Raw genomic sequence first — 13,826 nt, forward strand, 5'->3', positions numbered from 1 at the left:
GTCGCATTCGCCACCGCGGACGCGACCCTGCCGTTCTTGACGTCGAATGAGCCGTTATGGGCAGCGTTCGAACCTGAGCTACGCCGCCGCCTAGCCGACCTCGATGCACCGGCGACGACCACCGAGCGGGTTCGCGCGGCACTCTTGGAAGCGTTGCCGAGTGGCCTCGCCTCGATGGACGCCATCGCTCGAAAGCTGATGCTGAGCAGAAGGACGCTGCAGAGGCGGATCGAAGCCGAGGCGACGACCTTTCAGCAGATCCTCGACACCACGCGGACCGACCTCGCCAAGCACTACCTCGAGAACACGGCGCTCTCAGTCGCCGAGATCGCATTCCTCCTCGGCTTCAGCGAACCGAACTCCTTCTACCGGGCATTCCGTGTCTGGACTGGCTCGACGCCGGACACCGTGAGGCGAGCTCCGGCAAGTACGGGAATAGCGCAGCGCAGTCCGGCGTTGGCAGCGCGTGACGACGTCAGTTAGGTGTGCACACATGAATTTCGGGATCTCCACGTTTGTCAACGACGACACCATCGACACGGTGTCACTCGCGCGGGCGATAGAAGAACGGGGTTTTCATTCGCTGGCGATCGCCGAACACACCCATATCCCGGCGAGCAGGGAGTCTGCCTATCCGCCCGGCGGCGAACTGCCCGACATCTACTACCGGACACTGGATCCGTTCGTCACCCTCGCTGCGGCAGCGGCCGTCACCTCCAGCATCGAGTTGATCACCGGCATCGCTCTACTGATCCAGCGTGACCCGATCATCACCGCGAAGGAGGCCGCCAGCATCGATCTGATCTCGGGCGGCCGGTTCGTGTTCGGTGTAGGCGCGGGCTGGAACATCGAGGAGTTGCGCCATCACGGCACCGATCCGAAGACGCGTGGTGCGCTGCTGGATGAACGCATCGAAGCCATCAAAGCGCTGTGGACGACCGACCCCGCGGAGTACCACGGCAAGCACGTCAACTTCGACGCGTCGTACCTGCGCCCCAAGCCGGTTCAGAAGCCGCACCCGCCCATCGTGATCGGTGGCGACTCCGACGCCACCGTCAAGCGGGTGATCCGCCACAACGCGGGATGGATGTCGAACCCGGCGCCCGTCGAGCACCTCAAACGGCGCATCGGCCAGATGCGCGACGGCGCAGGCCACGACGTCCCGCTGACCACATTCGGTACGCCGATCGATCCGGATTTCTGGGGCGCCCTCGAAGACCTGGGCTACCGGCAACTGAACCTGCTGTTGCCGACAAAGCCGCTTGACGAATCCCTTCGACTGCTCGACGAGTACGCCGAGAAGGTCGCGCAGTATCGCGGTTGATTCGAGTGCCGTCCTTTAGTAACGGCCAGCCACACCTACGGGAAGTGGGGTAGTCGACTACCCCAGCCGAGCCTCCGCAGCGGGCTTAGTTTCGCTGGCACACGCATTTGAGGCGTGAAAGTGCCGGAGGGGGACGCCATGTCGATGAACGCCAACTACGGACATGCTGCGCCGCGCCAGTTCGTAGCGCACCCCCCGTTTTGGGGTTCGAAGATGGCCTCCAACACCACGCCCGGCTGGCAGAACAATTTCGGCAAGTCCTACGCCATCATGGTGGTCGCGATCCTGGCCTTCAGCGCAGTACTCGGCGGCCTCTTCTTAGGTGTGCAGTCGCTTGCCGAGGGCCCCGAGTGGATAGAGCGATTCGGAAGGCGCGGTTTCCAGCTCGTCGGCCTTGTTGTCCTGTTCGCGGGTATCGGCGGCTGGTACTGGTGGTCGCGACGCCGGAAGATCATCATTTCCGTGACGACCGACGGCCTGACTGTCAATACGCGGCCGGGTGATGTCTATTCATTCAGCGACGCGAAGCTGGGCACATGGGGGCAGACCGGCGGCGCGACGATGGGTACGGCGCTGCACCTGCAATGCGGCCAGCGGCGATTCATTCTTGGCGGACGAGATCGACGCGTTGCTGCGGGGACGCGCCTCGAAGCGCCGGACGCGGGCTACGGCCTGCCGGTGGATGTCGACGCTTGGTTGTCGGCCACAGACTTCGAGGAGATACTCACCATGGTCGGCCGCCGCAGTGGGCTGGATATCCGACCGCCTGCACCCGATGAGCCGGCTCGCTGCCTGCTCTTCGCCAACGCCCTGTCGATGCAAGAGATGGGGTCGTTCGCATTCCGAAAACGGCAAGAATTCATGAAATCACTCCACCAACCTCGGCTAGCCATAGATGTAGGGACAGAAGCGATCCGGGTGGTCGACCCGAACACCAATGCGCTCATCGCTTCGGTTTCGGCTGTGCACGTGACGGCGACGCCGGTGATGTACCGCCCCACGCAACGGCATTGGTTTCCGACCATCGGACACATCATTAGCGATGCAGCGACCAACTACTGGTCCACGTCGCCCGGTATGCGCATGGCCATTCCTGGTATGACACCGCTGACCATCGGATGTCGCGACACAATCTCCGGATTGGACCAGCGATTTGCGTGGCCGGACAACGTTCCTGTCGAACAGGCGCATGCTGACTACGAGGTCTCGGGGACGGATTGGCTGACGCTCGTTGAGAAGTTCGGATTGGCCCCACATCTGCAAAGGCGGGGGTAATTGGGTGCTGCTCCGCTGTGAGGTTTCGGCTCGGCGGATCAGCTGGCAGCTGAGACGCGGCACGATCGGTGCGTTGCCGAGGCAAGGGCTCTCACTCTGCTGTGGAACGCGTTCGCGCCGACATAGTCACCCGGTGTGGCACCGAAGCGGCCGCGGAATTCCTTGATGAAGTGCGACACGCTGGTGTAACCAACGGAGCGCGACACATCCCCTACGCCAATCATCCCCTCCTCAAACGATTTTCGAGCGCGATCCAGCCGCATCTCTTTCACGTACTGGTAGGGCGAGCGACCAGTCGTCCCACGAAACACCCGAGAGAAGGCCGATGGGCTCAGGCTGACCTGCGCAGCCAGAATGTCGACCGTCAACGGTTCGGCCAGGTGCACAGCGATGTACTGCAACGCCGCACCAACAGGGTTGCCCATCGCTTGGCTGGCGGCCAATTGCACCAACCGTGCGCGTTGCTCACGCTGCAGCACCCGATACACCGTCTCCTGCATGTGCAGCGGCGCAAGGACGCGGCGATCACAGCTCGCCGAGAGCGATCCCAAGAACCGCAACACGGTATTCATGAACTCGTCGTCGAGCGCGGACACCGCGCACTCTGTCCCGCTGTCATCGGGCTGTTCGATGGCCGTGCCGAGTCCGCGCATGCTCGCCGACAGGGCTCGGACTAGCTGTGGGTCAATTTGCAACGCGAAGCACAGCGTTGGCTGGTCAGGCGAAGCGTCCAGGATCTGGCAGTCGAATTGCCGGCCGCTGCCGATCACCATGTAATTGAACTGGCTGCATAGGCAGCGCTCGCCGACGGCGGTGAGCGCCTCGCGCGCCTGGGCGACAACACCGATGGACAGTGATTCGATTTCGTCCCACCGCGGCTGCGTGGGCCGCGTAAACCGATAGATCGTCAGACCCGGCCATAGGCCGACGTTGGCGCCTTCGTTTCGGGCGTGCGTGCCCAGCTCAGCGAATAGCTGCGCTGACAGCCTTTGGTGTTGCTCAACTCGCCCACGAATAGGAAGCGAAACCATCGGCGGTGCAGGGTAGTTCACATATCCGGTGGCGCTGTTCATCATGGGTTCGCCCCGGTGAACCTGTGCTCGGCAAGCCAGGAAAGTGCGACACCGGCGACTTCCTGCCAGCGGTGATCAACGGTCAGAGAATGCCCAGCCCCGTCGAACTCGTGGAAGTCGGTGATAGCAGCGGACTTTGCGTACTGTTTGAACGTGGCTTTGACGCTCACATGAGGAACGGTGTGGTCGGCGGTGCCCGCCGTGATCAACAGCGGGCCGCGGGCGGTGTTGGCGGTGTCGACCTTGGCGGGGGAGTTCGGCGTGAAGTTGGCCATCGCCGCCTCGAAGAGGGGTTTACCTGGGGAGGGAATGGACCACTGTTCCCACAGGGAATCGGATTCTGCTTCGGTCAACGCATTGCCGAACCCATAGCGGAATTGCTGCCGCGTCAGTGCTTTTGCGCGGCCACGGTTGAGGGGATTGCACAACACCGGGAAGGCCGACCGCAACTGCGCGAGCGGCAGCGGCTTGACGCCCTTGATCGGGGCTGGGTCGATCGCCACTGCGGCGGCCACCTTGTTCTGGCCGAGCAGCTTCTGAGCGATCAGGCCGCCGAACGAATGGCCGATGGCGATCGGTGGGGTGTCGAACTGTTCGATGACGGCTGCGAAGTGCTCATTCAGCTGGTCAATGCCGAATCCGGCTTGAGCATTGGGGTTTTCGCGGGTGGCGGCTGCGGTCTCGGCTTCACCGGGCCACCGCGGCGCGATCGCTCGGTGGCCATTGGCGGCGAAGTGTTCGATCCACGGTTGCCAGGCTGTGTGCGAAATCCAAAGCCCGTGGATGAACACGATGTCTGTCACGACGGCGAAATTCCTTTCGGCGGCTGTTGGGTCAGCATGTGTTCAGTCGAAGACGATGACGGCACGGCCTACGACGTCTCCACGGCCTAGTGCTTCGAGGTTCTCGTTGATGTCGTCGAGTTTCACTGGCACCACGTTGTGCTTGATGAGTCCCTCGGTCGCGAGCGCCAGCACCTCGGAGAGGTCGTCGTAATTACCCCAGAACGAGCCGAAGTACGACTTCTCTCCGTTCGTGAACGGCAGCAGCGGTAAGACCACCTGTTGACCCATCAGGCCGACGGAGGTGAGCGCGCCCTCCCTGGCCAGTATCGATGCCCCGAGCGCCAATGACTCCTCGGCTCCGGCACAGTCGAGGACCGCGTCAGCGTCACGCCGACCCGTCAGGTTTTCGAGGGCATCTTGAACCTGTTCAGCCGTCTTGTCGTGCGTGTTGACGGTGTGGTGAGCGCCGTTCTCCCTTGCCAGGGCGAGCTTGTTGTCACTCCGGGCGAAGGCCACGACGGTCGCACCGCCACCGAGCAGACGGGCGTACTGGACTCCATAACTGCCGAGACCGCCGATGCCGTTCACGACGACCGTGCGGCCGGCGCCGAGCTTCCCGGCCTGCCGCAGCTTCTTCATCCCGCGGTACGGCGTGAGTCCCGCATCGGTCAGCGGAGCCAGCGTCTCGGGCTGCGGGTCGAGCCCGTCCGGGACGACGATGACGTGGCGATAGGGAACGGGCATGTACTCCGCGAAGCCGCCGGGAGGTCCGAAGCCCGCCATCTGGCCGTTGCCGCATATCTGCTCATTGCCTTCACGACACTGCCGACACGTCCCGTCACCCCAGTTTGGGTTGACCACGACTAGGTCGCCCTCCGACAGGCCCGCAGTGCGCGGAACGCCAGCACCCACGGCGGCGATTCGTCCCGCGACTTCGTGCCCCGGCGTGATGGGCTCCGTCAACGGGGAACCGTTCGTGAAGTAGCCCTCGATGAGCTGACAGTCGCTGCGGCACATGCCCGTCGCCTCCACCTTGACGAGGACATCGTCCGGTTCGATATCTGGTACGGGTATCTCCTCAAGTCGCAGTGGCTCGTTGTAGCCGTGCATCCGTGCCGCTCGCATCTGCATGGGTTCTCCTCGGACTTGGCTAGCGGTCACACGCCGATGGCGAAGAGTTCTCCCGCAGCGTGGCCGCATGGGCAACCTGTCGCCGAAGGTATTCGGAGTGTCTTTACGACGAGTGGATGCTTAGTGGATCGCGCTCACCCGAGGGCGGCGAGAAACTCTTCGGCGCGGCGCGCGAACAGGTGAGCCCCGTGGTCGATGGACAGCGAGCGGGCCGTCTCGGCGGCTGCCCGGACGACGGCGGTGGGTTCCCCGCGTGCCTGCAGCAGCCGCGCACGCAGCAGTAGGAGCAGACCCTCTGGGTAACGCTGACCGTATGCGTTGAGGTAGAAATTGGCCCGGTCCAGGGCTACGGCGGCCTCATTCGGTGATCCGGCCGCCAGGTGCATCTCGCCGAGCAGCGCGTACCAGGTGGCGACACACGAACGCGGCGGGTCGAGGAGGTTCCTGGCGATGATTCGTTGCGCCTTGGCAATGGCCGCGCCCGGCTCGTGGCCGGTGACGGCCAGTGCCCAGCACTGGGCCAACCGCTGGTAAGTCCCGAGGAAGACAAAGGAGAACCCCGGGTCCACTGCGATTCCCCGCTCCGCCCCGCGCAGCGCCAAGTCCGCTTCACCGACCAGCGACGCGATCCTCGCAACCATGGTGGCCCAGACGGTGATTCGGTAGGGATCGTCGCCCGCGACAGCCTCCAGGGTGTCGAGCAGCGCCCGGGCCGCATCGACGTCACCGTGCAGCGCGGTGATCTCAGCCAGCATCCCTGTCATAAGTAGGTGCAGGTCGCCCCTGACCCGATCTTCCTCAAGCCGCGCGAGCCCCGCGAGCAGATTCTGCTCGGACTGGCTCACGTACCGGAACGCCTCACTGATGTTGCCGCGGTCCCATTGGTAAATGCCCCAGGCCTGTAAACCGTATGTGCGCATCATCGGATCGGAGGACGCATAGCCCTGCTCGAGCAGCCGTCGGGCCAACGGGCCGCTACGGTCCAGTTGAATGCCTTGGGTGTGCGCGGTCCAGCGGGAGTAGAGGAAGCCGGCGGCCTCCAGCTCCCGGCCGAGGGCACGTGCCAAGTGTTCGGCGCGCTCCAACAAGTCGAGCCCCGCGGTGCCGTACATCGAACGCATTCCGACGACCGCAGTCAGCTGCGACAGCGCGGATAGCTCCAGCTCCGCCAAACCTGCATTGCGTGCAACGTGTACGGCCGACCGCAGGTGCCTTTCGGCAGCGTCCAGCGCGGACTTGGTCGCGGCGCAGCTCCCCGCGCGCACCAACGCGGCCGCGGTCCGGGCTGGATCGGCGAGCGGGCCGGCTGACCACAGATGGTGGGCGAGACGCTCGGCGACCGCGTCGTCATCTGATTCGGTTCGCTCCAGCGCGTCCGCGATCCGCGCATGCATCTGGGTCGAGCGGCGCGGTGGCGTGATCTCGGCGACGGACTCGCGGACCAGATCGTGTGTGAAACGAAACGAGTAGGGGTCCTGGGGTGTCGGTGCGAGCAGGCCGAGGCCTTCCAACGGCTCCAGTCCGTCAAGGCACGTCTGTACATCGAGGTCGGCGACGTGTGCGAGCAGGCCGAGACCGACATCACGACCGATGAGCGCGGCGATCTCCAGTAGCTCCGTGACACCGTCGTCGAGGTCGGCCAACCGGTCCCGAACGACATCCCGCACGGTGGACGGCACCCCCGCTTGCGCGGCAGCATCGTCGGACAGCTCGCCTCCATCGGCAAGGAACCGGGATAGTTCCCGGACGAAGAACGGGTTCCCGGCGGTGCGGGCGCGGATGCTGCGCACGGTGCCCGAGCCCGGATCGTGGCCGGTCTCGCGACGGACGAGTTCGGCGACCTCTGCGAGATTGAGCGGCCCGAGCACGATGCGACGACTGCTGGGCATCCGGCTCGTGGCGGCGAGCATTCGCGCCAATTCCGTTGTGGGAGCGGGCGCGCGGTCGCGGAGTGAGCCGATGACGAAAGTGCCGCCCGGCAGCCGAGCCGCCAGGTGAGTGAACAATTGCAGCGATGCAACGTCAGCCCAATGAAGGTCGTCGATCACCAGCACCAGTGGCTGCCGTGCCGCGACCACGCCGAGGACAGCAACGACGCTCTCGAACAGGCGGAAAGGGCCACCACTGTCCGGCAGCACCGACCCTGCGAGGATGCCGTCGCGCGGCTCGATGAGACGTCCGAGGTCGCTATTGAGCCACTCCTGCTGCAGCTCGGCGGGCAGGGCGGCCACGACCGTGCCGATCGCCTGCACCCACGGCCACATGGATGGTGTCCCGTCGCCTGCGAGGCAGCTGCCCCACACGACGCGCGCGTGGCGCCGGTCCGCTTCTACGGCGACCTCCTCGAGCAGGCGGGTCTTGCCTACTCCCGGCTCGCCCTCGACGATCGCCAGCGTCGTTCCGCCGCCGAATGCCGGTTCCATCGCCTGCCGCAGCACTGCGAGTTCCTCAGCTCGGCCGATCAGGCTGCCGGCCGACGGCTCGACAGCCGCCTCTCTAATGCCAAATGTCGGGGGACGGCTCAGCACCCGCCGGTGGGCGGCTTCCAGAGCCTGGCCCGGATCGAGGCCAAGGTCCCCGGCGAGCCGGGCGCGGACTGTGCGGAAAACCGACAACGCCTCCACTTGGCGCCCGGCGGAGCCCAAGGCTGTGATCAGGCCAGCTTGCACTGGCTCGTGCAACGGCGCGATTGCGGCGGCCAGGCGTAAGGGCGCCAGTACGCGCTCCGGTCGGCCCAGCGACACCGCGAGTTCGGCCGACGCGGTGCACGCCTCGAAGAACTCGTTGTTCAGCCCAGTGAAAATGGAGATCGCCGCCGGTCCCTGAGCCAGCCCATCGCCCGCGGGGCCAGTCCAAAGTCGTAGTGCCTTGACGTAATAGTCGAGAGCCGTCTCGTGATTGTGCTCCAACAGCGCGACCCCAGCGGCAGCGAGGAACTCCCGGAAGCTGACCACATCCAGCGTGGCTGAGCCGGCAGTGAACAGGTAGCCGTTGCCCCGCCGCAGTAGATGCGAGCCGGTTTCCCGGGCTGAAAGCGTGGGTTCGAGCAAGCGTCGCAGTGTGCCGATGTACTTGTGGATGACATTGAGCGCGCTGGCTGGGGCCTCCTCACCCCATATCAGATCGACGAGCTCGGCCGTGCTGATCGGCCGTCCCTCCCGAGCCAGGAGCAACGCGAGTAAATAGGCCTGCTGCCGGGGACCGGCGTCCAGCTCTACACCGTCGCGCCATAGCCGCAACGGACCGAGAATCTGCAGGCGCAAGGTGCTGCCGGAGGCCGAACGGCCCTCGCCGCGGGTGTCGACGGGACCGATTGGCACAGCCACGTCTGTCACTCCCGGATCGATTCGATCGAATGCCCACTGCGCAAACCATGCCAATGCGCAACTTGCGCGAATTGCTTACTTGCCAGGACCAGTTCGCATGGCTGCTCAGTTAAGGACAAGCTTACGGTGAAAGTCCTGCTGGGAACGGTGCCTCGGGAGGGTCTGAATCAAACTCGTACCACTTCTCCGCGGTGAGTCAATGAACCCGGAGTTCATCAGCTGCGGACTAGACATGACGCATTCCGACCATGCTGTGGCGCAGACCAACTCAGCTGTCTGTTGGGCGCAGTGCCTGCTCAGCGTCGCCGGCAGAATGGAACCGCGCATTGCGACCGCATCTGAACGCGCAACTTCGAAGAATGCGTTACAGCACCATCAACGTCCCGTTGCTTGTCACCATCGGACGGAGGCATACCTTGAGTGAGACCATCGACGCCAGATTCGGCGGAGTCCATCATGTCTCATTGACAGTCACAGACCTGGACGCCAGCATCGCGTGGTATCAGCGGGTGTTTCGAACCGAGCGATTGGATATCACGGTCCCGCATTACGGCCGGGAGGAGACGGGTTACAGCGTGTTGTTGCCTGAGCCTCGTTCAGGGTTGATTTTCGGGCTGCACACCAACACCGGCAATCGTGGCGAGCAGTTCGACGAGGCGCGTACCGGGTTGGATCATGTGTCCTTTGGAGTGGCTGGACGCGCCGCATTGGAAACGTGGACCGCTTGGCTGGATGAACTCGGAATCAGGCACACGGGCGTGGTTGATGAGACAGAGCCGATCACATACTCGACGGTGGTGTTCCGCGACCCGGACAATATTCAGCTCGAACTCATCGCAGTCGACTAATGGCTGCAGTGCTGGCCGGCCCCTGAATTTCGGAAGGTAAGTATCGGTCCGCCTAGTGCCAAAATGTCTCGGCGGGGACGCTTTTCGAGGCGTCTTGTCGACCCGCATCGCGCGTCAATGTCGAATCGCCGCGGGTGCATCGTTGGTCGACATGCCATCGCTCGCGGCTTTAGCACGGCCACCCCGATACGAAGCCCAATAGCGCATTCGTGCTCAGGAATTGCCCCTTCCGCGCCAATGCGAGCGCTGCGATCTCTCGCCCCCCGACTCCGTGCTGTCATGACAGTGATGTTGGGTGCCGCAGGACCGTAGCCAGTTACCGGCTGGCCGAGACTGTGGATTACCCAACGCGTTTCGGTGGATTTGACAATTCCTGAGCCAAGGAGAGCGCCATGAGTGTCCCCTATGTCCTTTTCATTGCAACGAACGCCGCCGTGATCGGCCCCAACAATCGGCCCACGGGGTTCTTCTTCCCCGAGATCGCCCACCCGTTCGAAGCGCTTGACCGGGCTGGAATCGCCGTCGACTTCGCTTCGCCATTGGGCGGTAAACCGCCAGAAGACGGATTCGACGCCGACGACCCCACACAGACCGCTTTCCTCGACGGCAAGGCGTACCGGCGCCTGTCCCGCAGCCGCAAGCTATCCGAAGTCGATGTGCTCGACTACGACGCGGTCTTCTTCCCCGGCGGCCTCGGGCCCATGGTCGACATCACCGGTAACCCGGAGGTGCAGGCCGTGGTTATCCGCGCCTGGAATGCGGGCATGATCGTCTCCGCCGTCTGCCATGGGCCGTCGGCATTCCTAGGTGTAACCCTCGACGACGGTGCGCCGCTGGTCCGTGGTCGCAAACTCACTTCCTTCTCGGCTGCCGAAGAAGACGGCTATGCCCTCGACGATGTGCCATTCGATCTAGAGAACGCGTTGCGTGAGGAAGGAGCCATCTACGAAGCGACGGACCCGTGGCAGCCGAAGCTTGTCGTCGACGGGCGTCTGATCACCGGCCAGAACCCACAATCCGGAACAGTGGTCGGCGAGGCGCTGGTCGAAGCCCTCAAGCAAATCTGATGGGGACATCCGAGTCCGTCGTCGTGGTCGCCCGCTGGCAGACGACCGAGTCCTCGCTTGGCACCGTGCTCGCACACATCGCCGCGCTCCGGCCGCAGTCGCTTGCCGAACCCGGTTGTCTCGGCTACGAGGCCTTCCAGGGTTTGGACCAACCCACCACTGTTGTGTTGATCGAGCACTACCGCGATGGCGCCGCCCTCGACACGCATAGAAGCTCGTCCCACTACAAAGAGTTGGTCGTCGGACGCATCCTGCCCCTGCTGACCGATCGACGGGTGGAGCTTCTTCAACCACGAGAACCCGAATAATCCTGAAACTTGACGGGATGCCATTCGTCTGTGGCGAACTCAAGCGGTGCCGCGCGTTTCGCATTGATCTGAGAGTTAGCCCACCAAATCTCAACTCTTCCCTCCGGTAAGGGTAGGGCTCAGGCCGGCAGCGGGACGGTAGAGGCCTTCGCCGCGATCACCACCGAGTACCACGCGAAGGGCAAGCACGTCGAAACTGTTGGGCTGAACCAGGATTCGGCAGATCGTCATGACCGGCTATCAGGGCGGCTCGGAGCCGAGCATGGGTGACGGTGACGGCGGGCACATAAAGATCGGCCACGTCGCAGCCGGTAAACCGTTCACAACCAAGTACGCGTAATCGGTGTTCGGCCAGCAGCGCGCGGCCATGGACACCGCGTGGCACGGTGATGTGATCGGCCTCGTGAACGCCACGGCCCTGCGCGTGGGAGACACCCTTTACCGCGACGAGCCGGTCGCCTATCCGCCGATACCTAATTTCGCACCAGAGCATTTCGCCGTGGCGCGCGTCGCCGACGTCAGCAAGCACAAGCAATTCCGGCGCGGCATTACGCAACTCGAACAGGAGGGTGTCATCCAAGTCCTGCGGTCAGACGTGCGCGGCGACCACGCACCCGTTCTGGCAGCGGTGGGTCCGATGCAGTTCGAAGTGGCCAGCCAAGGAATGGCCGCGGAACTCAAGGCGCCAATCGAGCTCAAGCACCTCGCATACACCATCGCTCGGCGCACCCGCCCAGAGGACTTGCCGTACTTACAATCTCAGCGATCGATCGAGGTACTGATGCGCACCGACGGCGTTCTGCTGGCACTGTTCACCGGCAGCTGGTTCGTCGAGATGCTCAAACGCAATAACCCCGACTTGCAGCTCGAACCGCTGGTCGCCGCGGCCGATTGATTGCACAGTGCACGCTATGGAAAGGCTACGGCCCAGGATCTGAGTAGATATTGAAGCCGAATTCCTTGAGCGGTTGCAGTATTGGCGACTCGCCCATGCCGGTGATCGGGTCGGTAACCCGAACTTCAGAGTGGGTCGCGAAGGCCATCAGCTCGCCGCGGTCGAATGCGAATGCGTACCACTCGAAGCCGTCGTTGAGGAGATCGACCTGCATGGCCAATTCATCGGGGAAGCGCGCAATCGTGATATTGCGGTACTCACCATTCGGCTGAATTCGTGCCTCACACGCCGCGCTTGCGGTCGCATGAGGCAGGTGCGCGTAAGGGATTCGCAGTTCGTACACCGGTGGCGTACATACGGCCGCGGTCCAGTCGGGCGGCCAGTGCGTCACCCGGTTGATCTCTGCGAACTCGTCGCCGGGCGGCAGCGGACTCCCCAGTCGCACGCCTGCCCGGTCAGGCGGAAGCCGGTCGGCCAGCGATGAGACCATCACCACCATCGCGATATTCGCGGTAATCACGACTATCGCTCCGACAACGGTGCCGGCAAGTAGCAGCAATGAGAGTCGCGCTCTCCGCACCCGAGCCCACGTCGATGAGGGCGACGCATCAGCCATCGAACCCATCTGCCCCATAGCAACCATGATGAACCGCAAGACGCTCAGGGACTAGGCGTATTCAGCCAATCCCACGCCACGGCTTTCCGAAGACCTTTGCCTTGGAAGTCATCCGGGAGTAGTCCGTCACTGGTCGGCGTTAACGATGCGCCGCGCTCTGACGTCGGGAAGATGATGCCCTGCGAGTTCGTAGTCGGCGTCGTCATGAAGGACAACTAGCCCCCTGGCCGCCGCAGTGCCGCAGACCAGCAGATCGACAACAGACAAGGCACGAACCGCGCCCGCGCCGGCGAGTCGGTGCTGTGCCGAATCAATCCAGCGCCAAACGGATTTCGGTACGGGCACATCGGGGTAGATGTCACGAAACATCTGGTTCATCTGATCGAACTCGTCCGCATTCCGCGCCGATCGGCGAAACTCGGCTCGCTGTGGTTCGCAGGATCCGACTCCCCCGCTGACAAGCGACGAGTCCCAGGCGTGGGTCAGTTCCGGTTGTCGTTGCAGCCGCCAAACCGCCGAGGAATCGACCAAGAACGAGATCAACTCCCGATAGCCTTCTCGTCCGCCCGCGCGGCCTGCCACCCGGCGTAGTCCCAGCCCTCCGCATGCTCACGGGACCGGGCCAGCGCCTCGATGCGCCGAAACCGCTCGACGTAGTCGCGCATCGCGAGGTTCACGGCTTCCTTCTTCGTGTGCACCCGGGCGATCCGCATAACCTCGGCCAGCGCTTCGTCATCGAGGTCGATCTGTGTCACCGACACGACAGCCTCCATATGTTGGTGATGTACGGCATGAGCATACATTGCCAACATGACACGATCGGCACTCATTCCAGGCCGTGCGCACGAGCAGAGCAGCCATCGAATCGCTAGGCGGGCAGGTGTTGCGGGCAGTACGCCGTCATCGAGGCGACGATCATCGCTTCGTCCTGCTGCGGGGTAGCGAACACCTTCTTCGCGACGAATGCCGCGATTAGCTGGTCAGGGGTGACACCCTCGTCGAGGTTCTGGCAGACGGCATGTCCTGCCAGGATTGCCCGATCCGGAGCAATCTGCGGGATGCCCGCTTGAGCGAGGCTAGCGAGGTAGGTGTCGTCGACAGCGTCGGCGTTGGCCGCACCAGCTCCGACGAACGCGGCGATGCTCAGCGTTCCGGCGGCGAGCACAGTGCCGGCGATT

Annotated in this window: 12 protein-coding genes and 3 pseudogenes; 7 read left to right on the forward strand and 8 right to left on the reverse strand. The window is 63.8% G+C overall.

Going from position 1 to position 13,826, the window contains the following annotated elements; all coding sequences use genetic code 11:
• The 3 genes from VFH65_RS27300 to VFH65_RS27310 all read left to right on the forward strand — a co-directional run.
• A partial coding sequence (locus VFH65_RS27300; RefSeq protein ID WP_353325964.1) for a helix-turn-helix domain-containing protein occupies positions 1 to 483 on the forward strand: 483 nt, incomplete at its 5' end.
• Between the two features lie 10 nt (positions 484 to 493).
• A complete protein-coding gene (locus VFH65_RS27305) occupies positions 494 to 1,324 on the forward strand; it encodes an LLM class F420-dependent oxidoreductase (RefSeq protein ID WP_353325965.1) in 831 nt (276 codons plus the stop codon).
• Between the two features lie 120 nt (positions 1,325 to 1,444).
• Positions 1,445 to 2,599, forward strand: coding sequence for a hypothetical protein (locus VFH65_RS27310; protein ID WP_353325966.1), 1,155 nt, complete (start codon positions 1,445 to 1,447; stop codon positions 2,597 to 2,599).
• A 38-nt stretch (positions 2,600 to 2,637) separates the two neighbouring features.
• On the opposite strand, the gene VFH65_RS27315 is transcribed toward VFH65_RS27310, so the two are convergent.
• The 4 genes from VFH65_RS27315 to VFH65_RS27330 all read right to left on the reverse strand — a co-directional run bounded on the left by VFH65_RS27315 (position 2,638) and on the right by VFH65_RS27330 (position 8,914).
• The gene (locus tag VFH65_RS27315) at positions 2,638 to 3,630 is read right to left on the reverse strand and encodes an AraC family transcriptional regulator (RefSeq protein WP_353325967.1); all 993 of its coding nucleotides are present in this window, start codon (positions 3,628 to 3,630) and stop codon (positions 2,638 to 2,640) included.
• Positions 3,631 to 3,671: 41 nt separating this feature from the next.
• Positions 3,672 to 4,475 carry an alpha/beta hydrolase gene (locus VFH65_RS27320; protein WP_353325969.1) on the reverse strand — a complete coding sequence of 268 codons (804 nt, stop codon included), beginning with the start codon at positions 4,473 to 4,475 and terminating at the stop codon, positions 3,672 to 3,674.
• A gap of 42 nt (positions 4,476 to 4,517) precedes the next feature.
• A complete protein-coding gene (locus tag VFH65_RS27325) occupies positions 4,518 to 5,588 on the reverse strand; it encodes an NAD(P)-dependent alcohol dehydrogenase (RefSeq protein WP_353325971.1) in 1,071 nt (356 codons plus the stop codon).
• A 134-nt stretch (positions 5,589 to 5,722) separates the two neighbouring features.
• The gene (locus VFH65_RS27330) at positions 5,723 to 8,914 is read right to left on the reverse strand and encodes an ATP-binding protein (protein ID WP_353325972.1); all 3,192 of its coding nucleotides are present in this window, start codon (positions 8,912 to 8,914) and stop codon (positions 5,723 to 5,725) included.
• Positions 8,915 to 9,342: 428 nt separating this feature from the next.
• Here VFH65_RS27330 and VFH65_RS27335 point away from each other — a divergent pair, with 428 nt between their 5' ends.
• The 4 genes and pseudogenes from VFH65_RS27335 to VFH65_RS27350 form a co-directional block, all read left to right on the forward strand.
• Positions 9,343 to 9,762: a VOC family protein gene (locus tag VFH65_RS27335; RefSeq protein WP_353325981.1), complete on the forward strand. Its 420-nt coding sequence runs from the start codon at positions 9,343 to 9,345 to the stop codon at positions 9,760 to 9,762.
• A gap of 392 nt (positions 9,763 to 10,154) precedes the next feature.
• Complete coding sequence (locus VFH65_RS27340; RefSeq protein WP_353325974.1) at positions 10,155 to 10,829, forward strand: type 1 glutamine amidotransferase domain-containing protein; 675 nt, start codon at positions 10,155 to 10,157, stop codon at positions 10,827 to 10,829.
• Positions 10,829 to 11,137: a putative quinol monooxygenase gene (locus VFH65_RS27345; RefSeq protein ID WP_353325975.1), complete on the forward strand. Its 309-nt coding sequence runs from the start codon at positions 10,829 to 10,831 to the stop codon at positions 11,135 to 11,137. The genes VFH65_RS27340 and VFH65_RS27345 overlap by 1 nt, the downstream gene beginning before the upstream one ends.
• A gap of 298 nt (positions 11,138 to 11,435) precedes the next feature.
• Positions 11,436 to 12,032 (forward strand): annotated as a pseudogene (locus VFH65_RS27350) (peptide chain release factor 3); the annotation flags it as partial.
• 25 nt (positions 12,033 to 12,057) lie between these two features.
• Here VFH65_RS27350 and VFH65_RS27355 read toward each other — a convergent pair.
• From VFH65_RS27355 to VFH65_RS27370, 4 genes and pseudogenes are all read right to left on the reverse strand, one after another.
• On the reverse strand, positions 12,058 to 12,552 hold the full coding sequence (locus tag VFH65_RS27355; RefSeq protein ID WP_353325977.1) for a hypothetical protein: 495 nt from the start codon (positions 12,550 to 12,552) through the stop codon (positions 12,058 to 12,060).
• A 222-nt stretch (positions 12,553 to 12,774) separates the two neighbouring features.
• A pseudogene (locus tag VFH65_RS27360) lies at positions 12,775 to 13,159 on the reverse strand (VapC toxin family PIN domain ribonuclease).
• A 97-nt stretch (positions 13,160 to 13,256) separates the two neighbouring features.
• Positions 13,257 to 13,409, reverse strand: a pseudogene (locus VFH65_RS27365) (type II toxin-antitoxin system VapB family antitoxin); the annotation flags it as partial.
• A 107-nt stretch (positions 13,410 to 13,516) separates the two neighbouring features.
• Positions 13,517 to 13,826, reverse strand: a 310-nt coding sequence (locus VFH65_RS27370; RefSeq protein ID WP_353325979.1) for a DUF732 domain-containing protein, incomplete at its 5' end; no start/stop codon positions are given.

The organism is Mycobacterium sp. (assembly GCF_035697385.1).
In the GTDB taxonomy this organism is placed as follows: domain Bacteria; phylum Actinomycetota; class Actinomycetes; order Mycobacteriales; family Mycobacteriaceae; genus Mycobacterium.

Excerpts from the sequence above, each read along its gene's own strand:
- VFH65_RS27305 (WP_353325965.1), top strand. The coding sequence starts at position 494 with ATGAATTTCGGGATCTCCACGTTTGTCAACGACGACACCATCGACACG.
- VFH65_RS27325 (WP_353325971.1), bottom strand. The coding sequence starts at position 5,588 with ATGCAGATGCGAGCGGCACGGATGCACGGCTACAACGAGCCACTGCGA.
- VFH65_RS27315 (WP_353325967.1), bottom strand. The coding sequence starts at position 3,630 with ATGGTTTCGCTTCCTATTCGTGGGCGAGTTGAGCAACACCAAAGGCTG.
- VFH65_RS27345 (WP_353325975.1), top strand. The coding sequence starts at position 10,829 with ATGGGGACATCCGAGTCCGTCGTCGTGGTCGCCCGCTGGCAGACGACC.
- VFH65_RS27340 (WP_353325974.1), top strand. The coding sequence starts at position 10,155 with ATGAGTGTCCCCTATGTCCTTTTCATTGCAACGAACGCCGCCGTGATC.